Annotated in this window: 23 protein-coding genes and 1 tRNA gene; 6 read left to right on the top strand and 18 right to left on the bottom strand. The window is 66.2% G+C overall.

Features of this window, described 5'->3' with window-relative positions; translation table 11 throughout:
• Window positions 1–5 precede the first annotated feature (5 nt).
• The 6 genes from gshA to QZ186_RS05305 all read right to left on the bottom strand — a co-directional run bounded on the left by gshA (window position 6) and on the right by QZ186_RS05305 (window position 7,061).
• Entirely contained in the window at window positions 6–1,163 is a 1,158-nt protein-coding gene (gshA, locus tag QZ186_RS05330; RefSeq protein WP_296416096.1) for a glutamate--cysteine ligase, read from the bottom strand.
• On the bottom strand, window positions 1,160–2,680 hold the full coding sequence (locus tag QZ186_RS05325) for an anthranilate synthase component I family protein (RefSeq protein WP_296416095.1): 1,521 nt from the start codon (window positions 2,678–2,680) through the stop codon (window positions 1,160–1,162). The genes gshA and QZ186_RS05325 overlap by 4 nt, the downstream gene beginning before the upstream one ends.
• A 98-nt stretch (window positions 2,681–2,778) precedes the next feature.
• Entirely contained in the window at window positions 2,779–3,201 is a 423-nt protein-coding gene (locus QZ186_RS05320) for a photosystem I reaction center subunit II PsaD (RefSeq protein WP_185186211.1), read from the bottom strand.
• Between the two features lie 121 nt (window positions 3,202–3,322).
• Entirely contained in the window at window positions 3,323–4,675 is a 1,353-nt protein-coding gene (locus QZ186_RS05315) for a sensor histidine kinase (RefSeq protein ID WP_296416094.1), read from the bottom strand.
• Window positions 4,675–5,961 (bottom strand): rod shape-determining protein RodA, encoded by a 1,287-nt coding sequence (rodA, locus tag QZ186_RS05310; protein WP_247479663.1) that lies wholly within the window; start codon window positions 5,959–5,961, stop codon window positions 4,675–4,677. Before rodA ends, QZ186_RS05315 begins: the two co-directional genes overlap by 1 nt.
• Window positions 5,961–7,061 carry an Mrp/NBP35 family ATP-binding protein gene (locus tag QZ186_RS05305; protein ID WP_296416093.1) on the bottom strand — a complete coding sequence of 367 codons (1,101 nt, stop codon included), beginning with the start codon at window positions 7,059–7,061 and terminating at the stop codon, window positions 5,961–5,963. Before QZ186_RS05305 ends, rodA begins: the two co-directional genes overlap by 1 nt.
• Window positions 7,062–7,222: 161 nt before the next feature.
• On the opposite strand from QZ186_RS05305, the gene hemF reads away from it, so the two are divergent.
• On the top strand, window positions 7,223–8,323 hold the full coding sequence (gene hemF / locus QZ186_RS05300) for an oxygen-dependent coproporphyrinogen oxidase (RefSeq protein ID WP_367268116.1): 1,101 nt from the start codon (window positions 7,223–7,225) through the stop codon (window positions 8,321–8,323).
• Here the strand turns inward: hemF and QZ186_RS05295 are convergent.
• Genes QZ186_RS05295 through QZ186_RS05285 form a run of 3 tightly spaced genes read right to left on the bottom strand, consistent with a single transcriptional unit; the run spans window position 8,282 to window position 10,048 of the window.
• Window positions 8,282–9,103, bottom strand: a complete 822-nt coding sequence (locus QZ186_RS05295; protein ID WP_296416092.1) for a dehydrogenase — start codon at window positions 9,101–9,103, stop codon at window positions 8,282–8,284. The two genes, hemF and QZ186_RS05295, sit on opposite strands and share 42 nt — an antisense overlap.
• 14 nt (window positions 9,104–9,117) lie before the next feature.
• A complete protein-coding gene (locus tag QZ186_RS05290; protein ID WP_010314849.1) occupies window positions 9,118–9,672 on the bottom strand; it encodes a cofactor assembly of complex C subunit B in 555 nt (184 codons plus the stop codon).
• Window positions 9,590–10,048, bottom strand: coding sequence for a Pex protein (locus QZ186_RS05285; protein ID WP_363155080.1), 459 nt, complete (start codon window positions 10,046–10,048; stop codon window positions 9,590–9,592). Before QZ186_RS05285 ends, QZ186_RS05290 begins: the two co-directional genes overlap by 83 nt.
• A 140-nt stretch (window positions 10,049–10,188) precedes the next feature.
• Here QZ186_RS05285 and QZ186_RS05280 point away from each other — a divergent pair, with 140 nt between their 5' ends.
• Window positions 10,189–10,866: a ribonuclease D gene (locus QZ186_RS05280; RefSeq protein WP_247479674.1), complete on the top strand. Its 678-nt coding sequence runs from the start codon at window positions 10,189–10,191 to the stop codon at window positions 10,864–10,866.
• Window positions 10,867–10,875: 9 nt separating this feature from the next.
• On the opposite strand, the gene QZ186_RS05275 is transcribed toward QZ186_RS05280, so the two are convergent.
• Window positions 10,876–11,133: a hypothetical protein gene (locus tag QZ186_RS05275; RefSeq protein ID WP_010314843.1), complete on the bottom strand. Its 258-nt coding sequence runs from the start codon at window positions 11,131–11,133 to the stop codon at window positions 10,876–10,878.
• 36 nt (window positions 11,134–11,169) lie between these two features.
• Complete coding sequence (locus QZ186_RS05270) at window positions 11,170–12,420, bottom strand: lipid-A-disaccharide synthase-related protein (RefSeq protein ID WP_296416091.1); 1,251 nt, start codon at window positions 12,418–12,420, stop codon at window positions 11,170–11,172.
• 43 nt (window positions 12,421–12,463) lie between these two features.
• On the opposite strand from QZ186_RS05270, the gene QZ186_RS05265 reads away from it, so the two are divergent.
• Window positions 12,464–12,534: transfer RNA gene (locus QZ186_RS05265), tRNA-Cys, on the top strand.
• A gap of 18 nt (window positions 12,535–12,552) precedes the next feature.
• Here QZ186_RS05265 and QZ186_RS05260 read toward each other — a convergent pair.
• On the bottom strand, window positions 12,553–13,041 hold the full coding sequence (locus QZ186_RS05260; protein WP_296416090.1) for a hypothetical protein: 489 nt from the start codon (window positions 13,039–13,041) through the stop codon (window positions 12,553–12,555).
• A gap of 2 nt (window positions 13,042–13,043) precedes the next feature.
• Window positions 13,044–13,217: a hypothetical protein gene (locus QZ186_RS05255; protein WP_247479684.1), complete on the bottom strand. Its 174-nt coding sequence runs from the start codon at window positions 13,215–13,217 to the stop codon at window positions 13,044–13,046.
• Window positions 13,218–13,242: 25 nt separating this feature from the next.
• Here QZ186_RS05255 and QZ186_RS05250 point away from each other — a divergent pair, with 25 nt between their 5' ends.
• Window positions 13,243–14,211: an aldo/keto reductase gene (locus QZ186_RS05250; RefSeq protein WP_296416089.1), complete on the top strand. Its 969-nt coding sequence runs from the start codon at window positions 13,243–13,245 to the stop codon at window positions 14,209–14,211.
• Between the two features lie 4 nt (window positions 14,212–14,215).
• Here the strand turns inward: QZ186_RS05250 and QZ186_RS05245 are convergent, their stop codons facing one another.
• Together QZ186_RS05245 and purM are read right to left on the bottom strand one after the other, a co-directional pair.
• Window positions 14,216–14,908 (bottom strand): 2-hydroxyacyl-CoA dehydratase, encoded by a 693-nt coding sequence (locus tag QZ186_RS05245; RefSeq protein WP_050778426.1) that lies wholly within the window; start codon window positions 14,906–14,908, stop codon window positions 14,216–14,218.
• A 176-nt stretch (window positions 14,909–15,084) separates the two neighbouring features.
• The gene (gene purM, locus QZ186_RS05240) at window positions 15,085–16,119 is read right to left on the bottom strand and encodes a phosphoribosylformylglycinamidine cyclo-ligase (RefSeq protein ID WP_010314803.1); all 1,035 of its coding nucleotides are present in this window, start codon (window positions 16,117–16,119) and stop codon (window positions 15,085–15,087) included.
• Window positions 16,120–16,505: 386 nt separating this feature from the next.
• Here purM and QZ186_RS05235 point away from each other — a divergent pair, with 386 nt between their 5' ends.
• Together QZ186_RS05235 and QZ186_RS05230 are read left to right on the top strand one after the other, a co-directional pair.
• On the top strand, window positions 16,506–17,006 hold the full coding sequence (locus QZ186_RS05235; RefSeq protein WP_296416088.1) for a septal ring lytic transglycosylase RlpA family protein: 501 nt from the start codon (window positions 16,506–16,508) through the stop codon (window positions 17,004–17,006).
• A 17-nt stretch (window positions 17,007–17,023) separates the two neighbouring features.
• Window positions 17,024–18,580, top strand: a complete 1,557-nt coding sequence (locus tag QZ186_RS05230; RefSeq protein ID WP_296416087.1) for a bifunctional pantoate--beta-alanine ligase/(d)CMP kinase — start codon at window positions 17,024–17,026, stop codon at window positions 18,578–18,580.
• Here the strand turns inward: QZ186_RS05230 and QZ186_RS05225 are convergent.
• The 3 genes from QZ186_RS05225 to QZ186_RS05215 are packed head-to-tail and all read right to left on the bottom strand — an operon-like array spanning window position 18,577 to window position 20,582.
• Window positions 18,577–19,059 (bottom strand): low molecular weight protein-tyrosine-phosphatase, encoded by a 483-nt coding sequence (locus tag QZ186_RS05225; protein WP_010314797.1) that lies wholly within the window; start codon window positions 19,057–19,059, stop codon window positions 18,577–18,579. The genes QZ186_RS05230 and QZ186_RS05225 overlap by 4 nt on opposite strands.
• Window positions 19,052–19,723 (bottom strand): HEAT repeat domain-containing protein, encoded by a 672-nt coding sequence (locus QZ186_RS05220; RefSeq protein ID WP_296416086.1) that lies wholly within the window; start codon window positions 19,721–19,723, stop codon window positions 19,052–19,054. The genes QZ186_RS05225 and QZ186_RS05220 overlap by 8 nt, the downstream gene beginning before the upstream one ends.
• A gap of 7 nt (window positions 19,724–19,730) precedes the next feature.
• Window positions 19,731–20,582, bottom strand: coding sequence for a HEAT repeat domain-containing protein (locus QZ186_RS05215; RefSeq protein ID WP_247476216.1), 852 nt, complete (start codon window positions 20,580–20,582; stop codon window positions 19,731–19,733).
• Window positions 20,583–20,705: the final 123 nt, after the last annotated feature.

The raw sequence follows: 20,705 nt of genomic DNA, 5'->3' as shown, positions 1-20,705 counted from the left end.
CATGATCATCCCAAAGTGCCTGCCTCGTTGATGGTGCTTTGCGCACCAAGACGGGTTTCCAACTGCTCGAGATCCGCTGCGGCCGAGGCAATCAGCTCTGCCACAGACGCGCCCTGGGCATGGGCCTCCAGCCATTGCATCGCCTGGTTGCCCTGGCTCAACACCTGCTGAAGCGGCAGCAGCAGCTCAGCCAGACCCAGCTCCCCGGCCAGGGACTGCAGACCGGCGAGCTCAGCGGCAATCCATGCGCGGGCCGTGATCGGCGCACCATCACGCCAGTGGCGGAGTTCAGCGTCCAGGCTGCTGCGCGCCGCCGCCTGATCATTGGCATCGGCAAGGGCTGCCAGGGCTTGGGGATCCAAGTCACTGGCCTGCAGCGGGTCGCAGGCCGCAGGATCTCGGAGGAGTTGGTGAATGCGCAGCTCCACAAACGCCGTCAGGGCCAACAGCAACTGGGGATCCGCCACCAGGTCACAGATGCGAATCTCCAGGCGATTGAGGTCGTAGGGGCGCCGCTCACCGTTGGGGCGTACGGAGGTCCAGAGATGGCGCACGTTTTGCATCGTGCCCAACTGCAGCTGCTGCTCCACCCAGTCGATGTAGTGCCCGTGGTTCAAGAACAGGGGCACCTGCTCGGGGGTTAGCGGGAACTGGAGCCAACGCTGGGAATGGGCGCCCGTGACCTGCCCATCGACGAAGGGCGAGCAGGCACTCAAGGCCAACAGCAAGGCCGCCTCACAACGCACCAGGCGGCAGGCCGCAAACAGCTGATCCGGATCGGTGAGCCCCAGGTTGATGTGGACACTGGCGGTCACGACCCGGGTGCCGTAGGTGGCCTCGATGTAGGCGTGATAAGGGTTCTTCGGATCTGAGCGCTCAAAACGCTGGCTATCCCCGGTGCTCAAGGTGCTGCCCGGCAGCAGGGTCAGTCCCCGTTGGGCCAGCCAAGGGCGCAGCCGCCGCCGGGGCTCCAGCAGCAGGGCCAGCTGGGTGGCGTAGCTGGCCGCAGGGGGGGTGATGTATTCGAGATTGCGGCAATCGGGCTCGGTGACAAACCCCTCGAGGGCCGCCGCGACTTCAGCCGAACATCCCACCACCGTCCCGTCGGGACGGCCGGTGTAGAGCTCGACCTCAAAACCCTTGAGCAACAGAGGGCTGCTCATGCCAGGCAAGCCAGAGCCTTCAGCATGCCCCGGGCTTTGTTGAGGGTCTCTTGGAATTCCGACGCAGGCACCGAATCAGCCACTAAGCCAGCACCGGCCTGGACCTGAACCCGCCAGCGACCGTCCCCATCGGGCAGGACGACCATGGTTCGAATCGTGATCGCCGTGTTCAGCGCTCCGCTGAGATCCATGGCGCCATAGACCCCGGAGTAGGGACCCCGGGCATCGGGTTCCAAGGCATGGATCAACTGCATCGCCCTGATCTTCGGCGCACCGCTGACGGTGCCAGCCGGGAAGGAGGCCATCAACAGATCCCAGACATCCCGCTCTGGATCGAGCAATCCCTCCACCTCACTGACGATGTGCATCACGTGGGAGTAGCGCTCAATCACCATCAACTCGCTGACGCTGACGCTGCCCGGCACACAGACCCGGCCCAGGTCATTGCGGCCGAGGTCCACGAGCATCACGTGCTCCGCGCGCTCCTTGGGATCGGCCAAGAGATCCTTCTCGAGCGCCAGGTCCTCCGCTTCACTCCGTCCCCGGGGGCGGGTGCCCGCAATGGGCCGCAGGGAGGCCTTCACCCGGCCACTGCCATCGGCCATGGGCTCGGCCTTCACCATCACCTCAGGGCTGGAGCCAATCAGGTACCAGCCTCCAAAGTTGAAGAAGGCCATGTAGGGAGACGGATTCACCATCCGCAGGCTGCGGTAGAGCTCAAACGGCTCCCGCTCAACCGGCGTTTCCAGGCGCTGACTGATCACCAGCTGGAACACATCCCCAGCGGCGATGTGCTCTTTGGCCGTCAGAACAGCCGCTTCAAACTCATCGCGACTGCGGTTGCTGCTGGTGGGCAGATCCACCGCATCGGCATCCCGCCAATCCAGGGGAGTCACCCCGGAGGGCAGGGGCTGGTGCATGCGCTGCTCCAGCGCGTCCAACCGCGCGACCGCGGCGTCGTAGGCAGCGGTCGCGTCGGGTTCGTCGTGGAGATTGACGTAGGCCACGGCCGTGAGCTGACGCTTGACCTGATCGAAGGCCAGCAGGCTGTCAGCGAGCATCCAGCAGCCATCGGGCGGCCCCTCCGGATCGGTGGGGTGAATCGGAACGCTGGGCTCAATCCAACGAATCAGTTCGTAGCCCCAAAAACCAAACAGTTGACCCAGGGGAGGCAAACCCGGAACCGCCGGGGCGTCGTAGGCCGCCAGGGTGTCCCGCAACAGATCAAAGGGGTTCCCGCTGAGGGCGCTGCTGCGTCCATCGCGCCAGCGCTGTTCCGCCGACTCACCGCGCACACTGAGGGTCCAGAGCGGATCGCTGACCACAAAGCTCCAGCGGCCGATCCGCTCACCGCCTTCGACGGACTCCAGCAAGACGCCGTGGTCACTGCCGGCACCCACCTTCAGCCAGGTGGTCAGGGGCGTCTCCAGGTCCGCCGGCCAGGTGCGCCAGATCGGGATGTAATTGCTGCCCGCCTTGGCCTGGGCCAGAACTGTCGCGCGGTCAGGGGAGGGCATCACTACGACGACGGGCAGGCAAAAAAAACGGGGCGCTTAGCCCCGCCTTTATAGAGGTTGAAGCACCGCCCGTTGCTCGAAGCAGTGCAGGTCCTGAATCAGGAATCGAAGGTGTTCTTGCCGGTGAACTTGATGCTGGCGGGGTTGCCGTTCTGGCCAATGCGGCGGGCGTTGTGGCCCACCATCTGACGACCCTCGTTCACCTTCTCGGGGAACACACCATCTTTGGGGTGCAGGAACTCGGTGTCACCGCCGGGGAAGATCCGGTAGATCTTGTAGTCCTCGATCCGGGGCTTGAACTTGGTGCGCAGCTGGGTGCCGAGGGCCAGGCACTGCTCCTTGCGGGCGAAATACATGAGGTTCTCGCCCTCATTCATGTGAGCCGCACCGCCGGTGGGGAGCTCAAAGACTTGCTCTTTGGCGCTGGTCCAGGTGATGGCGTACTTCTCTTCGGTCTCAGCGGCGTTGAGCAGACCGCCGGTGCTGCCGATGTACTTCGGGAGTTGACCGCTCAATGTCATGGCTGTTCCGGAGGGGGTGTCGGCAGACCGCAGACCGTTTCAAGCGGAAGCTAGCACCGTGTTTTGGGGTGAACTGGGGGTGCCGCTGCTCTCTTCACACCCGTCAACATTGGTGCCGGTTTTAGGCCACCGGGAAAAAGACCGTGAGGTCATTTCCAGAGCGCTCCGCGAGCCGTCCCCCCAGGCTGTGGAACAGGCGCTGGGTGGCCTGACGGCTCAGCTGCAGGCTGCCGGTGCCGGGGTTCCAACTCAAGACTGGGCCGACCCGCTCTTGCAGGTCCTGCTCACCCTCACCCGTGGGCAAGGCCGCAGCACTGAGGCGCAACTTCAACCGGGCCCCCGCGGGCTGAAGGCTCAGTTGCACCACCGCTCCGGCGGGCAAGCCGCGACTGAAGCGATCCATCAGTCCGCCCAAGACGGTTTCCAGCCGCGCTGGGTCGGAGAGGACGAACGGCAGCTCCGGCGTGAGCAACAGCTCCAGGTTCAGCCCACGGCGCTCCAGCTGCTGCTGCCAGCCGGCCTCAAGCTGACCCAAGAGCTGGGCGAGATCGGTGCGGGCCAGGGCCTGGGCCGGCTCATCGAGCACCGGCTGACGCTGCAACTCAGCCGCCAGAAAAATCAAGCCGAAGCGATCAATCTGCTCGCTGCATTCCCCGTCGATTTGATGCAGGCGCTTGCGCACCAACTCCGTGAGATCGCCGCGCCGCAGCAGCGAACGAATCAAGGTGCGAATCGTGGCCAACGGCGTGCGCACCTCATGGGTGAGGGCCTCGAGCAGGGCCAACTCACTGCTGGGGCTGGAGCTGCTGTCTGAGCCACTGCTGCGGTGCACCAAGGGCTGCAGGGTCAGGCTGGGGGCCATCGCCGCCAGCCGCTCAGCCAGGCGGGGCCAAAACAGCTGCGCCAGCTGCTCGTCGTTGTGCAGTCCACCCAGGGCCTGGATGGACTGGCGCAGGGCCTGCCCCTGCTGGGGATCGCTCTGCTGCAGGCGTTCATCGAACAGCGACAGCGCGGCAGAGAGGGTGGGCGGGTCAAACCGAACCACCAGTTGGCGCTCCTGGGCCGGGCCCACCAGGGCCATCGCCATCTGCAACTTCGGCGTAATCAGCACCAGCAGTGGATCCGTTCCATCGGCCTCCTCCAGGGCCAACCGCTGAAATCCACCACTGACCGACGGGCTGGCCGCCGCGGCCGGAAGCAAGGGGGCGTTGCTCTGCAGCAGGTCCTTGAGTTCAGAAGGCGCCCAGACCCAGCCCTGGAACTGCTGCAACAGGGAGGGTTCGTAGAGGGCGGGCAGGGGGGAGGCCAGCCAGACCCCGGGCTGAGCCCCCAGGGGCAGCAAAAAATCCTCCTGGAGGGTGGCCAGGGCGGCCCACCACTGCCGGCGCACGCTGTCCTCATCGCAGCGACCGGCGGGCATCTGCTGGGTCAGTTGACGCCGGAGCGCCTCAAAACTGCAGCCCAGGACTCCCATCAGCGGCGTTTGGCCGGTTGCTTAATGCCCCGGGCCACCGAGGCGCATAACCCCAGGCCGATGAAGTTCACCAACATCGCGGAGCGGCCGTAACTCAACCAGGGCAAGGGGATCCCGGTGATCGGCCCCAGACCGATGGTCATGTTGATGTTCACGACCACCTGGAACATCACCATCGCCCCCACGCCAATCACCACTAGGGACTCCACATCCGTGCGGGCCTGACCGGCGATCTTGAGCAGCCGCCAGATCCAGGCGACAAAGCCCAGAACCACCAACGCCGAACCCAGAAATCCCGTTTCTTCGCCCAGGGCGCTGAAGATGAAATCGGTGTGCTGCTCTGGGATGAAGCGCAGCAGGGTCAGATGGCCCTGGAGCAGACCGGTGCCGAACCAGCCTCCCGAGCCAATGCCCACGGTGCTCTGCAGCAGGTGGTAGCCGCCACCCAAGGGATCCTTGTTGGGATCCAGGAAGAGGGTCAGGCGATCCCGCTGGTGGGGCTGCAGAAAGTTGTTCCACAACCAGGGGGTCCCCACAGCGAACAACCCCTGAATGGCCACTACGGCCATCGGTGCCAGGCGTTTCCAAGGCAGCGAACGGGCGGCCACAACAGCCATGGCCGGAATCCAGAGCACCAACAGCCACGGGACGACCCCGGCGAGCACCGAGGTGACCACCGGCGAGATCAGGAGCACGACCCAGGCCCCCGGCATCCCGGACCAGAACATCATCACCAGCAGCACCGCGCCAAACACCAAGGAGGTGCCCAGGTCGGGCTGGATCAAGACCAGCAGCCAAGGGACGCTGATGGTCGCCACCGGCCGCACCAGGTCCACGGGCCGCTCAACGGGATGGCGCGACAGGACCTGCGCCAATAAAAGAATGGCCGCGATCTTGGCGAACTCAGAGGGCTGGACATTGAAGCCAGCGATGTTGATCCAGCTCTGGGCCCCCAAGGCGCTCACCCCGATCAGGCGCACCGCGATCAAGCTGGCGACCATGGCGCCATAGATCGGCCAGGTCCAGCGGGAGATGCGCTCCACTGGAACCTTGGCCAGCAGCAGGGCAATGACCAAACCCACAGCCGCCGTCACCCAGTGCTGGTACCAATCGGCGTAACCGGCCTGGCGCTGGGTGCTGGCGATCAGGAATCCGGCGACGAAAATCATCGCCAGGGGGATCCACCACAGGATCTTGTCGACGCCGGCGAACCAGCGGCGCCGGCGTCCATCCCGTTTGAACAGCAGGCCCCCGCGGCGGCGATCCCAGAAGCCCGAGAGCGTCATCAGCGCGTGGCCACCGGAAGGCGGCCCGCCAGCGCGGCAAAGGCGGAGGCCGTCGCCGACTCCGGTGCACTGACGGTCACAGGCCGGCCGCCGTCACCGCCTTGAACCACCGCCAATTCCATCGGCAACTGGGCCAAGAGCGGCACACCGCTCTCATCGGCCAGGCACTGGCCGCCACCGGAGCCAAAGAGCTCGTAGCGCTTCTCGGGGGCATCCGGCGGGATGAAGGACGTCATGTTCTCCACCACACCCAAAACCGGAACTCCCAGTTGCTGGAACATCGCCAAGCCACGGCGAGCGTCCTGCAGAGAGACCATTTGGGGTGTCGTGACAATGATCACGCCAGCCATCGGCACGGCCTGGGCCAGGCTGAGCTGGGCGTCACCCGTCCCCGGAGGCAGGTCAACCACGAGCACATCCCGCTCACCCCACTCGACTTGGTAGAGGAACTGGCGAATGATGCCGTTGAGCATCGGGCCGCGCCAGATCACGGGTTGATGGGCATCAATCAGCAGGCCCATCGAGACCATCGCGATGCCGCAACTCTCAATGGGGGTTAAGACCTGGTCGTTGCCGCTGCCCCGCACCTGCGGGGTTTGATCGGCCACGCCCAACATCGTCGGGGCATTCGGGCCATAGATGTCGGCATCGAGCAGACCGACCTTGAGTCCGCTCTGGGCCAGGGCACAGGCCAGGTTCACCGCCACGGTGCTTTTGCCCACGCCCCCTTTGCCACTGCTGACGGCGATCACCTGCTTGACGCCAGGAATGGCCTGGCGCTCAGGACCACCGCCGCCATGACCAGCCGCGCCGATGGGAGCGCCCCCCTGGGCGGGGGCCTGCGGGGTCGCCTGGGTCAACTCGATTTGAACGTCATCAATCCCGCCGAGCTGGAGCAGGGCACCACGGGCATCGGCGGCGATCCGGTCCCGCTGGGAGCTGGCGTATCCGGGCAACGCCAGCTGGAACACGACGCGGTTGTTCTGGACCCGAACCTCTTGGATCCACTGCAGATCCAGAAGGCTGCGGCCGGTGCCGGCATCTTTCAGGGGCTCGAGGGCGGCGAGGGCCTCTTTCAGGGCCTGGTCTGCGCTGGCCATCGGGCGATTACACGGTGCTCCGGATCCTAAAAGCGTTGGCCCAGAGAGGCATCCCCAAGGCCAGGGCCCGGCGGGATCACGAACCCTCTCGAAAACTTGTGCAGCGGTGGGTCGGACTGAAAAGGTGGTCCGATTCCCCCTGCCCCACGGCGCGAGCATCGATGTTGAAGGGTCTGCTGTCCCGTGCCAAGGCCAAGCTGGCGAGTGAGACCTCGGCAACCTCCGGCGCCGTCGCCCTCGAGGCTCCCCCCGCCAACTCCCGCGAGCGGGCGCGCGCCCTGGTGATGGGGCTGCAGGATTCCATCTGCGCTGGCCTGGAGCAGTTCGACGGCGGCGGGCGCTTTGAAGAGGAAAGCTGGGTTCGCCCCGAAGGCGGTGGTGGCCGCTCCCGCGTGATCAAAGGCGGCCGGGTGTTTGAGCAGGGCGGCGTGAACTTCTCCGAGGTGGAGGGCACCGAGCTCCCCCCCTCGATCCTCAATCAACGGCCCGAAGCCAAGGGCCACCGCTGGTATGCCACCGGCACCTCGATGGTGCTGCACCCCCGCAACCCCTTCATCCCCACCGTTCACCTCAACTACCGCTACTTCGAGGCCGGTCCCGTCTGGTGGTTTGGCGGCGGTGCTGACCTGACCCCCTACTACCCCTTCCTGGAGGACGCCAAGCACTTCCACCAAACCCTGAAGAACGCCTGCGACAGCGTCAATCCGGCCTACTACCAGGTGTTCAAGCCCTGGTGCGACGAGTACTTCTATCTGAAGCACCGCGATGAGACCCGGGGTGTGGGCGGGATCTTTTACGACTACCAGGATCCCCGCGGGGTGCTCTACAAGGGCCAGGCCCCCGAGGGACCGGCTGCCGCCGCAGGACAAGGGGTCGGCCCCATCCAGCAGAGCTGGGAGCAGCTCTTCAACCTGGCCAGCGCCTGCGGCAACGCCTTCCTTCCGAGCTATCTGCCGATCGCTGAGAAGCGGCAGCACACCCCCTACGGCGAGCGGGAACGTCAGTTCCAGCTCTATCGCCGCGGCCGCTACGTGGAATTCAACCTGGTGTTTGACCGGGGCACGATCTTTGGCCTGCAAACCAACGGCCGCACCGAGTCGATCCTGATGTCCCTGCCCCCCTTGGTGCGCTGGGAGTACGGCTACAAAGCCGAGGAAGGCAGCCGCGAGGCCCTGCTGACCGATCTGTTCACCAAGCCCCAGAACTGGCTGGGTGATGACTCACTGGTTGGTCGCTGCCAGCCCCACGGCGCCGTGAGCTGAGACGGGAGGTGGAGCCGCCACCAAGCGGTGGCGGCCCAAGCCGGCCTCCAAGGCAGCCACAACCCGTTCACTGATCACCGCCAAGGCCTGATCGCGGCTGCGGGGATTGCGCAGGGCAGGCTCCAGGGGAGCCTCGAGCTTGCCGATCTCCAGCAGGGTGATGCCCCGTTTGGGACCACCCAATCCACCTCGGAAGCGCAGGGGATAGCCGCCAAAGGCAACCGCGAGGCTCTCATCCAGGGAGCTCAAGGGGCGATGCAGGGCCGGGATGACCCCCGAGCCGATGCCATCGGGGCCATAGGCATCGAAATGGATCTCCATCGCGTAGCCGCCGGCCTCCGCATGGGCCTTGCCCACGCTCCAATTCGTGCGCGGATCATCGCCATCGACGATCGTGCGCGCCGGAGGGTCATAGAAGCGGATGTTCAACCCCCGCTGACGGCCCAGCTGGACGACACGGCGTGCGACCTCCAGATTCCAATAGAGCTCGTCGCGGATGCCCTGCTGCATGGGCTTGGCACCACGGATATCGACCGAGTAGCCGGAGGTCCCGGATCCCGGAATGGCCTGGGAGTCAGCGTGGCCAGCCATGACCAGGATCGGGGTGGTGCTGGCGACTTGCCGGACCCCAATCCAGTCCCGTCCCAAGCGCCCGCGCGGGCCGGTCAAGGCATCGGCGGCACCGGGAGCTGGGGCCGGAGCCTGCGCGTCAGCGGCCAGGGCCAAGCTGGCGGCAGCCAGGCTGGCCAACAACAACGTGCGGCGCCGGGGAAACCTCATCGGCCCATCCTGGCTCAGATCGGCGAATGCAACAGATCGCCCACACCAAAGAGCCCCAACTGGGGCCCCATCTCCTGCTCCAGGGCGATCAACTCATCGCGATGGGCCCGCATCTGCAGCGCACTGCCGGTGGCCTCGTCGTGGCTGATCAGGCGCAATTCCACGGTTTCAGCCCGCGCCGCGCGGCGGCGATAGACCACCCCAGCCAAGGGACCCAGCAGGGTCAAGAGCAGGGGCCACCAGGCCAGGGCGGGCAACAGCTGACAGAGCACCAGGCCCAGACAGGCCGCACCGACCCCTCCCAGCACAGAGAGCAACAGCGCCAAGGCGCCACTGGCCTCCACCTGACCGGAGAACTTCAGCAAACGGCGCTCCGGGTTGGCCTCCTCGGCCACCCAGCCGCGCCCCTTCAGCCACTCCGCCAGGGCCGGAAGCACCTCGAGCGGAGGCTTCGAGGAGCGGATTTCAACAACGGTCGTGCGGTCCTTACTGGCGGCCCGCAGAAAGAACACCAGACCGACAACCAGCAGCAGGGTGAGGGGCAGGGTGGAGCCCAGGGCCTGGGGCATGGCTGCTGGCGTGAAGATTTCGCTCATTCTCCTCGAGCCAGTGGCGCCATGGCGGCATCAACTGCTCAGCGTCGCCGCGCCGGGTCTCGAGAAGATGCAACATCCGCCGCGGCCGCCCGCGGCTAGGGCAGCGCTGGGCGTAACTGGCGATCGTGCCGTCCTGGTCCAAAAAGCCCAAGGCCTGCTGCAACACGGTCTCCGACAGTCGCAACTTGGGATGGGAGGCCGAGAGGTCCTGCATCAGGGCCGTCGGGTAGGTGTCGGCCTCGAGCAGCCGCTCCAAAATCCAGCAGACGGCCAACTCCAAACTCAAGTGCTGGACAGGCGGACGCTCAAAAAAGGCCCGAATGGACTCCAGACCAGGCCGTGGGGGCAAGGGACGAGAACGCATTGAAGGAGAGGGGCCACGCGCTGACCAACTGCTAGCGCGATCTCACTTTGATACGCAAAAGCGACAGATGATCTTGAGATTTGCCGTCGGTCCGCGACGATGGATCGCAGTTGAACCATCCCCCCTTGAGCAGCGCCGCCTCCGCCGTCTCCGCCCCTGCCGCGGGATCGAGCCCTGCTCGCTTTGCCGTCCTGGATCACGATCTGAACCCTGAGTGGCGCGCCCTACTCGGGGCCTCCAGCGCACTCGCGGTGGACACCGAAGCCATGGGCCTGATCCACGGCCGCGATCGCCTCTGCCTGGTGCAAATCAGCGACGACCACGACAACGTCTGCTGCATTCGCATCCACCGCGGCCAAACCGAGGCACCCCTGCTCAAAGAGCTGATGGAAGCAGCCGGCATCGAGAAGGTCTTTCACTTCGCCCGCTTCGACGTCGCCGCCCTCGCTGAAGGCCTGGACATCCACGTCAGCCCCATCTTTTGCACCAAGATCGGCAGCCGCCTGGCCCGGACCTACACCAACCGCCACGGCCTCAAGGACCTGGTCAACGAGCTCTGCCACGTCGAACTCGACAAAGGGGCCCAGAGCAGTGACTGGGGACGGGTTGAGGAACTGAGCGAGTCCCAGCTGGCCTATGCCGCCAATGACGTGCGCTATCTCCTAGCCGCCCGGGCCCGCTTGATCGAGATGCTCGTGCGCGAAGAGCGGCTGGATCTGGCCCAGCGCTGCTTTGCCTGCATCCCCGTGATCTCGGATCTGGATCGCGGCCGCTTCGGCGCGATCTTTGAGCACCGCTCTTAAGGAAGGGGCTCAGTCATCCCCGAGATACATCTCCTCCTCCTTCACCGCCTCGAGCAGCACATCCAGGAGCTGACGGGATTCCTGGCCCACGCCCTGGGCCTCCAGCAGGAGGCGCTGGGCGATCAGCAGACGCCCCTCGTTGTCGCGCACTCCCTCCTTGGCCGCCACCAGATCCACCTTGCGGCGGGCCGAGGCCAGGCTGATGCTCAAGGCACTGGCGAGCTGTCCGCAGGCTTTTGCGTAGTCCTTGTCCTGGGGAGCTGCCATAGGGGCGAAGCAACGCGGCGGTTGATCAAGCCCCCATCATCCCGTTGCGCCGTCCGCGCTCCCCAATAGGCGCTCCTCGATCGCCCGCGAGAGGGCGACGCTGCCGCCCGCCATCCCCATCCGCTGGGTCCCGATGGCCCCCAGCTGCCGGGCGAGACCCGGGTCACCCAGGAGCAACTCGGCCCGCTCCGCCAGTACGGCAGAGGAGCGGCAGACCGCCACGGCACCGCCGAGCAAACGGCTCTGGCGCTCCGCAAACCCCCGCTTGAACTGGGGCCCGGGGCCAGGCAACGACAGCGCCGGAATCCCGAGTCCAACGAGCTGCTCTGTGGCCGTTCCCGCAGAGGCCAGGCCCAATTCCGCCCAACAGGCCCAGCGCGAAAAACAACCGGGGCCAATCAACAACAAGCGGCGGCCGCAGGCCCAGGCCGCGGCTGCCCCCAGATCCGCCAGGGCCTCTGGAGGCTCGATGGGCTCGTAGCCCAGGTCCAGCAGCAGCGGTTCCCATTCATGGGGAGCCGGGCGTGAGCCGGTCGGCGCCAACACCAGCAGGGGAGCCCCGCTGGGCACCAAGGCGAGGGACTCCAGCAGGCGCTTGAGGTTGCCCGCCGCCTCGGGCATGCGACTGCCGCCCAGCAGCAAGACACGCCGCCAATCCCGCAGGGCCAGCGGCAGGGTCCCCAGATCCAGGCCGTCCATCATTGGATTGCCCGGGGCAATGGCCGCCACCCCATGGCGCCGCAGCCCCCGCGCCGTCAGGCGATCCCGCATCGCCGCCAGACGGCAGCGGGGGCCTGCCATCAGAGCCCATTCCCAGGGGTCCCACTCACTGCCCTTGAGCCGGTGATACAGGGCCGCGATCCCCGGCGCGCCGGCCCAGGTGTAGTCGCTCTTGGGGGTGCCGATGAAGCCATAGGGCCCGCCGCCAGACCAGGCCAGCAGCAGGGGCAGCAGATCCCCCACCGCCAAAACGGGATCACCCGCCTTGCCCCAACGGCGCACAAAGCGCCACTGCCGCAGGGTCAAGCCCAGAACCCCAGCGCCAAGATCCGCCAGGAGCCCCCTCAGGCTCTGATTGCTGAAGCCACCGCTGGGCAGTTGACGGCGCGGCCCCACCCGGCGCAGCAGCCCCTGCTCCTCAGCCCCCCGGTAGGCGGCACCCTCTCCGACCATCGGCAGCACCGCCACCTCGATCTCGGGGCGCCTCTGCTTCAAGGCCTGGATGACCCGCAGGGCGATCAGGTCTTCCCCATGGCCGTTGCTCAGGACCAGCAGGCGGCCAGGCATCCCGTGACTGATACGATCCGTCCCTGGGAGTTTGCTCCCAAGCGGCGGCATGGCCAAGTGGTAAGGCAGAGGATTGCAAATCCTTTACCCCCAGTTCGAATCTGGGTGCCGCCTTTGAATCGCGCTCGCGGGTCAGGGCAGATCGGCTTCCGCTGACCAGCGTTCGCCGAATTGCGTCTGCGCATCGCAACGGGCCTGGGGGCCATCGATGTCACAGGTGCCAGCCACCGGGAAGGTTTTCGGGAAGCCCACCACCAGACCACGGGGGTTGAACTGAGCGAGGCGCAACAAGCGCACGCGCAGCAGCACGGAGCCATCGAGCTTGCAGACACCATCGCTGCAGCGCAGGGGCTGCCCAGAGCTCACCCGCTCCCCCACAAAACTCACCTCCTGGAGCAGGTCCTGCTGGGGCAAAGGCGCCATCCAACTGAAGCGCAGCACCGATGGGTTGCGCTGATCCAGGCGCACGCTGCTGCAGGGCCCTGGAGCCTGGCCAAACAGGGTCAATTCACAACGCCTGGGCTCCACCTGCCAACGTCCAAAACCCTGTTGCTTCTCTTCAGCCGCCAGCACGGGAGCAGCGGCGCCGAGGCAGAGGGCCACCAGCAGCAGACGCGCCACGCTCAATAGCCGGAATCCGCCACGCACATCCCGATACAGACCAAGCCATTGCTGGCCGTGCGGCCGCAGTGACCGCAGAGCACCGGATCCTGCTCCTGGCGCGCGGGCGCGGACTCCTCAGCCTGGGGCGGCGGATCGCTGGTCTGGGCAGCCGGGCTGGGCAGAGAATTCAGCACAGTGCAAGTCCGCGATGGCTCGATCATGACAAGTGAGGCGGACCAACCGGGCATCGGCGTTGGCACCTGGGCCTGGGGCAACCAGTTCCTCTGGGGCTATGACCCGCAGCGGGACGACGCTCGGCTGGAGCAAACCTTTCAGCGTTGCCTGGCACTGGGCTTTCGCTTCTTCGACACGGCGGACTCCTACGGGACCGGCCGACTGAATGGCCGCAGCGAGATGCTGCTGGGGCAATTCGCCATGCGCGCCACCCCCGACGAGCGCCAGCAGCTCTGCATTGCCACCAAGTTGGCCCCCTTCCCCTGGCGCCTGGGCCGGCGGGGCTACGACCGGGCCTTTGCCGCCTCCCAGCGGCGCCTGCAGGGCCAAATGAAACGGGTGCAGCTGCACTGGAGCACCGCCCGCTACGCCCCCTGGCAGGAACCGGCGCTGATCGATGGCCTGGCGGACCTGGTGGAGAGCGGAGCGGTCCCCAGCCTGGGGCTCTCGAACGTGGGGCCCAAGCGGCTGCGAACCATCCACCGGACACTCCAAGAACGAGGAATTCCCATCAGCAGCCTGCAGGTGCAGTTCTCGCTGCTGGCCCCACAACCCCTTGCAGACGGGGGGATCGTGGCCACCTGCCAGGAGCTGGGAATTGAGCTCATTGCCTACAGCCCCCTGGCCCTCGGCCTGTTGGGCCGCAGCGCTGGGGACCCCAGACCGCTGCCCCAAGGAACGCGCGGCAGCCTCTTCCGCCGTCTCGAGAGCTCCCTGGCCCCCTTGCGCCAAACCATGGAGGAGATCGCCAACGGCAGGCCGGGGGGCTTAGGGGCTGTGGCCTTGAACTGGTGCAGAGCCCATGGGGCCATGCCGATCCCCGGGCTCAGAAGCAGCGATCAAGTTGAGCAAGCCGCGGCGGCTCGGAGCTGGAGCTTGAGCAGCGATGAACGGCGCAGCCTCGATGCCCTCGCGGCCGCGCGCATGCCTGCCAATCCCTTTCAGAGCGCCTGAGCGCTTAGTCACCACCCATTTCAGGGGAGGGATCGGGGGTGAGCACAACGGTCATCTGCTCACGCTCCGGTGCCTGGGGGGTTTCGATCCGACGGACCATCGGCACGACACGAGCCCGGGGGGGCTCAGGCGCGACCGGCTCAGGCGGCGTGACCTCCTCAGGCTCAGACGCACCCTCGTCACAGGCGGAGAGCGCCTCCTGCAGCAGCGAATCAAAGGTGGCACCAGGCAGACGGTGCCGGGCGATCTCCAGGAAGGCGCGGGCCAAGGATTCGCCAGCCGCAGCCTTCAGGGCCGGGTTGGTCCGGCGCTGCTCCTGCTCCTCCTCAACGGCACGGATGAAGCGATCCGTGACATCCCGCTTGGTGGCCGCACGAATGCGCGTCTCCTGCTCCTGGGGGTTGAGGCTGAGCTGTTGATCGAGTTCCTCAAGGCGCCGGCAGAGGCTCTCCATCACCTCCTTGGCTTCTTTGCCCACATGGGCGAGCTGGCCATCGGAGAGGCGAGGGAGGTCAGCAACAAAGACCTTGCCGTGGTCCCTCAGGGTCAAGAAGGTGGGCCGGACATTGCTGCGACCGGAATAGGGCTCGCGGCGCAGGGGACGATTGGGGGCCACCGGTCCAGCGGAGCTGCGGCGGCGGGTGATTCGCCCGGAGTTACCTACAAATGCAGCAGAAGATTGCGCGTTGAAAGACATCTCAAACAACCCTATAAACAACAGAACCTTGAACAGAAAGAAATCTGAACAACGGCCAATAGAACTGAATTACGGAACAACCACAAAACAGCTTGCGCGGAACCTAGGCAACAACTCAGGAGAAGGTGCCTTGTTCGTGCATGACTGAAGCAATTTGGCAGGTCCAGGCCGCCGGTTCAATACGGCAAACCCGCCAAGGGCTCTGCCCCAGCCTCGCCGGCCTCAACACTGCCCAGCAGCCAGGCGCGGTGCCCCGCCTCCTGGCAGACCGCGATCGCCCGCTCCACCTGAGCCTCAGGCAGCACAAGCGCCAGCCCCACCCCCAGGTTGAAGGTGTTCCAAAGATCCCGCTCTGGGACCTCGCCCTTCTCCTGCAGCCAGCGGAAGAGCGCGGGGCGCTCCCAGCTCCCCGGGTCAATGCGGCCATGGACACCGGCAGGCAGGGTCCGCGGGAGGTTCTCCGGAAGCCCGCCCCCCGTGATGTGTGCCATGCCGTGGAGCGCCAACCCGTCCTGGAGGAGCCGCTGCACAAGTGCCGGGTAGAGCACGGTCGGCTCCAGCAGGGCATCGAGAACCGGCAGGCCAGCCCCCTCCAGCGGGGTGGAAGCGGTCACTCCATGGGCCTCGAGGATGCGGCGCACCAGGCTGAAGCCGTTGCTGTGCACACCGCTGCTGGCCACAGCAACGATGCGATCACCGGCCTGGACGCGGCTGCCATCAATCAGGTCATCCTCATCGACCACAGCCACACAAAAACCGGCGAGGTCGTAGCGACCAGGCCCGTAAAAGCCAGGCATCTCTGCGGTCTCACCCCCCAACAGGGCACAGCCGCTCTGGCGACAGCCATCGGCAATGCCCTCCACCACTTCCGCCATCGCTTCAGGCGTGAGCTTTCCGGTGGCGATGTAGTCCAGGAAAAACAGGGGCTGGGCGCCGCTGGTCACCACATCGTTGACGCACATGGCGACCAGATCGATGCCGACGCCGTGGTGACGGCCGTGGGCCTGGGCCAACTCCAACTTGGTGCCGACGCCGTCGGTCCCGGAGACCAACAGGGGCTTTTTGATCCCTTCAGGAATTCGGCAGAGCCCGCCAAACCCGCCCAGGCCGCCGACCACCTCAGGTCGGCGGGTGGACTCAACACTCGAGCGGATGCGCTCCACAAAGGCGCGCCCAGCCACCACATCAACGCCAGCGGTGCGGTAGTCCATGCCCTAGACGGCCGATCACTTCTCTGATCCTGCCCCGTCAGCCACCCCTAAGACCCAAAAACAAGTGGACAATTCCAAAATTGCACCACATTTCAATCAGTCGCACTGATGAAAGCCATGACTCCTGCTGATTAAAGAGTCGCAGCGCGTTGTCGCTCAACCCAGGCGGGAAGAGTGTTTCCCAGTGAGATTGCCAATCCTGATGAATACGACCACGCCGAAATATCAGGGAACGTTGATGCAAGTCCGACTAACTTTTGCCAGACCTTCTCAGTTCCAAGGAACACCTCAGCGCATCAGCTACAGAAACCTCGCGTTTTTGACGCTGATTCCAACGAGTTGCAATCCAACCAGTCGCCGCTTCGCGACTAGGTGTTCCGGTTGTTATGCGTCGTCTTTCTCTCCTCGGCGGATTCGCACTCCTGCTCTCGGGCAGCAGCAACGCCAATCCGGTCTTGGCCACCAAGAGCCCTGCGATCCCTGAGATCCCAGCGGCCAAGTCGGTTGCCCTGCGGAACGTCGAGACCCCAGGAGCTGAGTCCGAAACCCTGAAGAAGCCCGCCGCGCCGGCTCTTCCGATCGCGGTTCGCTCCGTCAGCACCGGTGAGGCCAGTTGGTACGGCCCCGGTTTCTACGGCAATCGCACCGCCAACGGCGAACTCTTCCGCCCCGGCACCTTGACCGCGGCGCACCGGACCCTGCCCTTCGGCACCAAGGTCCGCGTGACCAACCTCTGGAACGGCCGCAGCGCCATCGTTCGCATCAACGACCGAGGCCCCTTCCATGGCCGCCGGGTCATCGATCTCGCCCACGGTGCCGCCAGTCAGCTGGGTCTGATCTCCAGCGGAATCGCCCAGGTGAAGCTTGAGGTGCTGCAAGCTCAGTAGGGATTCAACCCTTCGCTGTGCAGCTGCTGCGAACCCGCGCCGAACTCGAGGCCTGGCGCCGGGCCTGCGCTGATCGCAGCTTGCACTGCGTCCCCACGATGGGGGCCTTGCATGGGGGCCACGCCAGCCTGATCCGCCGGGCCAAGCAGCCAACCCCAGTGGATTGCAACCCACTGGTGCTGACCAGCGTGTTCGTGAACCCGCTGCAGTTCGGCCCCAACGAGGACTTCGCCCGCTACCCGCGCTGCCTAGAAGCTGATCTGCAGATCGCCCAGCAAGCCGGAGCCGACGCCCTTTTCGCACCAAGCGTGGAAGAGGTCTATCCCGAGGGGGAGTGTGAACTCACCCGCGTACAACCGCGGCCTTCGCTGCAAGCGGGACTCTGCGGCCGACACCGAGCCGGACATTTCGATGGGGTGGCCACGGTCGTCGTGCGCCTGCTGGCCCTGATCCGCCCCCAGGTTCTGCTGCTGGGCGAGAAGGACTGGCAGCAACTGCAGATCCTCAAGAGCGTCGTCCAGGATTTGGGCTTACCGGTCCAGGTCTGGGGTTGCCCCACCCTGCGCGAGGCCGATGGCTTGGCCATGAGCTCCCGCAATCGCTACCTCTCCAGCGGCGAGCGCCAGCGCGCCTCCGCCCTGCCCCAGGCGCTGCAGAGAGCCGCCCAGCGCTGCCTCGGGCAGCCGGAGCTCGAGCTCGCGCCAGTGCAAGCGGAGGTCCAACGGGCCCTGGAGGAGGCCGGCATGGTGGTGGACTATGTGGAGGCGCTGAAGCCCCAGAGCCTCCAGGCCCAACCCCGTCTGGGGGGACTGACCCTGCTGGCGGCAGCTGCCCACTGCGGCCCCAGCCGACTGATTGACCACGTCTTTCTCATGAGCCGAGCCCCAATCGTTGCCATCGATGGCCCTGCCGGCGCCGGCAAAAGCACCGTGACCCGAGCCTTTGCCGAACGGCTGGGGCTGATCTATCTGGACACCGGGGCGATGTATCGCGCCGTGACCTGGTTGGTGCGGGACCGCGCTGTCGACCCCAGCAAGGCTGAGGAGGTCGCTCCTCTCCTGGCCGATCTCGATCTGCAGCTCAGCAGCACCTCCAGTGGTCAACGGGTGAGCGTCAATGGCGTGGATGTCACCGATGCGATCCGCTCCCCGGAGGTGACGGCCCAGGTCTCTGTCGTTGCAGCCCACGGCTGCGTGCGCGAGGCCCTGACCCAGCAGCAACAGGCGATGGGCGCGCGCGGCGGCCTGGTGGCGGAAGGCCGCGACATCGGTACGGCCGTGTTCCCAGATGCCGAACTCAAGGTCTTTCTGACCGCCACCGTGAGCGAGCGGGCCCGGCGCCGGGCCCTCGATCTGGAAGAGCGTGGTTTTGAGGTGCCGGAACGGGCGGATCTGGAAGCGCAGATTGCCGAGCGCGATCACCTGGACTCCACCCGGGCCGTGGCCCCCCTCACCCAAGCGGAAGATGCCCTTGAGCTGATCACCGATGGCCTGGCCATCGACGCGGTGATTCAGCGGCTCGTGGATCTGTTCCGCGAGCGCGTTCCCCACGACGCCTGGCCGGACCCCAACTAGTCCCGCGTCAGGGTCTCCAGCAAGCCTGAACAGGCGTCCTCGAGCAGATCGAGGACGTGCTCAAAGCCCTGCTCACCGCCGTAATAGGGATCAGGGACTTCCTGATCGCCAAAGCGGCGGCAATGGCTGGTCATCGGTTCCACCAGGGCCAAACCGGGGCGGGAGCCCAGCTCCGCCGCGAGGGCGCGAACGGCCTGCAGGTTGTCGTCATCCATCGTCAGGATGCGATCAAAACTGCTGAAGTCGGCCAACTCGATCTGGCGGGCGCGGCTGGGGAGGTGAATGCCGCGGCGCTCGGCGGCGGCGCGCATACGCCGGTCCGCTGGGTGACCGACGTGCCAGCCGCCGGTGCCGGCACTGTCGACCACGAAGCGGTCCTCCAGACCCGCTTGGGCGATCAGGTGCAAAAAGACCCCCTCGGCGGCAGGCGAGCGGCAGATGTTGCCGAGGCAGACAAAGAGCAATCGTTGTTCAGCCATGGGCTTCCTCCAGCCGCTGCAGGGCGAGCGCAGCGCGCAGCTGCACCACCGCCGCTTCCTCCTCAGGGTTGTCCTGGAGCTGCCGCAGCGCCTGGCGCAGGGCCAACTGATCAGAGGCCTGAAGGGCCGTGAACCAGGTCTTGGCCAGATGCTCTAAACCGACGATGACGGCGTAGCGCACCACCCATTCACCGTCTCGGCAGCCATCGAGAAGAACGGCCAAACAGCGGCTCAGGCTGGCGCTGCGCTCTTCAGCGCTCAGGGCCTCCAAGCGCAACTGCCCAAGCCCGCGGGCCGCGGCACGACGGACGCTCGGACCAATGTCCTTACCCAGGGCATCCTCAAGCACCTCAAGGCCGCGGACATCACCGATGCCCGCGAGGGCGCGGACGGCCCAGGCCCGGGCGCCGTAGTTGTAGCCGTCAATGTTGGAGAGGATCGTCTCGACCGCCGGGGTGCCGATGGCCACCAGGCCATCGACGGCGGCCACTGCCGCTCCAGGGTTATTGAAACCAAGGATTTCCACCAGACAGGCCGCGCCATCGGGATGGGCGCTGGCGGCCAGGGCCTGGGTGGCCTGAAGCAGACCCAAGGCACTGTCAGCGCGGCGCACGGCCTCCACCAACTCAGCCACCTGGGAGGGGCTCATTGACATCGACGTCATGGCGGGATCAGAGCAGGTCATCCATGGCCTCCAACACCGCCACCGTGGAGGCATCCAACTGGGAGGGAGCCCCAGCGTCCTGGTTTTCCACTAAACCGCGCAGGGCAATCAACTTGAGGCTGTTCTCCGCCAGGGTCGCCGCAATGGCCGGCAGGGCTGGCCGCCAGCCCGCGCCCCCCAGATCCATCAGGGCCGCGCGGCGCACCTGCAGTTGCTGGTGTTGAAGCAGCGCCAGGAGCTGCTCTCCCCAGCGGGGCTCCTGGGTGAGTTGGAGTAGGGCGCGGCAGGCGGCGCTGCGGATCAGGGGACGCTCGTGCTGCACGAAGGGTTCAATCACGGCCACCACCTCAGCGGATCCCTCACCGATCTCACCGAGGGCCTCCAGGAGCGCTTCGCAGGGTTCCTGCAAGCGGGGGGTGCCGCTGCGCTGCGCGCCAGCGACCGCAGGACCACTGGCCAGACGCCGCTGCAAAGCAGGGACAGCACGCCGGGCTTTCAGTTCGCCCAGGGAGCGGGCCGCGGCTTCCCGCAGACCATCGTCCTCGTCCTCCAGGGTCGCCAGCAGATCGTCAATGGCGGCCTCGGCCGCCCCCCCCAGCTTCCCCAGGGCCCGGGCGGCATTGCGGGCCACGGCGTTCTCCTCCACACCGGCGCCGGCATCGCGGGGACGGCGTTGGCGCAGGGCCTCCTGCAGCAGCGGAACCGCATCGGGATGGCTGCTGCGATTGCGGCCCAACCACCAGGCGGCGTAGTACTGGGCGGAGGGGTCATCGCTCAGGCGCAGACGACGCAGGGCCTCCTCCTCAGAGATCGGATCGCCGTTCCCGGAGATCGGCGGGTCGGCGGGGCCGGCAACCATCGGTTTCCACAGGTTGCGGCGATGCTGCCACCGCCAGGGACCATCGCAGGGCTTCCGGGCAGCGAACAGCAACAAAAAAGCCCCCCTTGCGGGGGGCTCGCGTCGAGACTTTGCCGTCTCTGC

It is taken from the genome of Vulcanococcus sp. DEBay_Sum29NL08_54 (genome assembly GCF_017859255.1).
Taxonomy (GTDB): Bacteria; Cyanobacteriota; Cyanobacteriia; order PCC-6307; family Cyanobiaceae; genus Vulcanococcus.
Note: the sequence above shows the minus strand (reverse complement) of the source record. Positions and strands in the feature narration are given on the sequence as shown.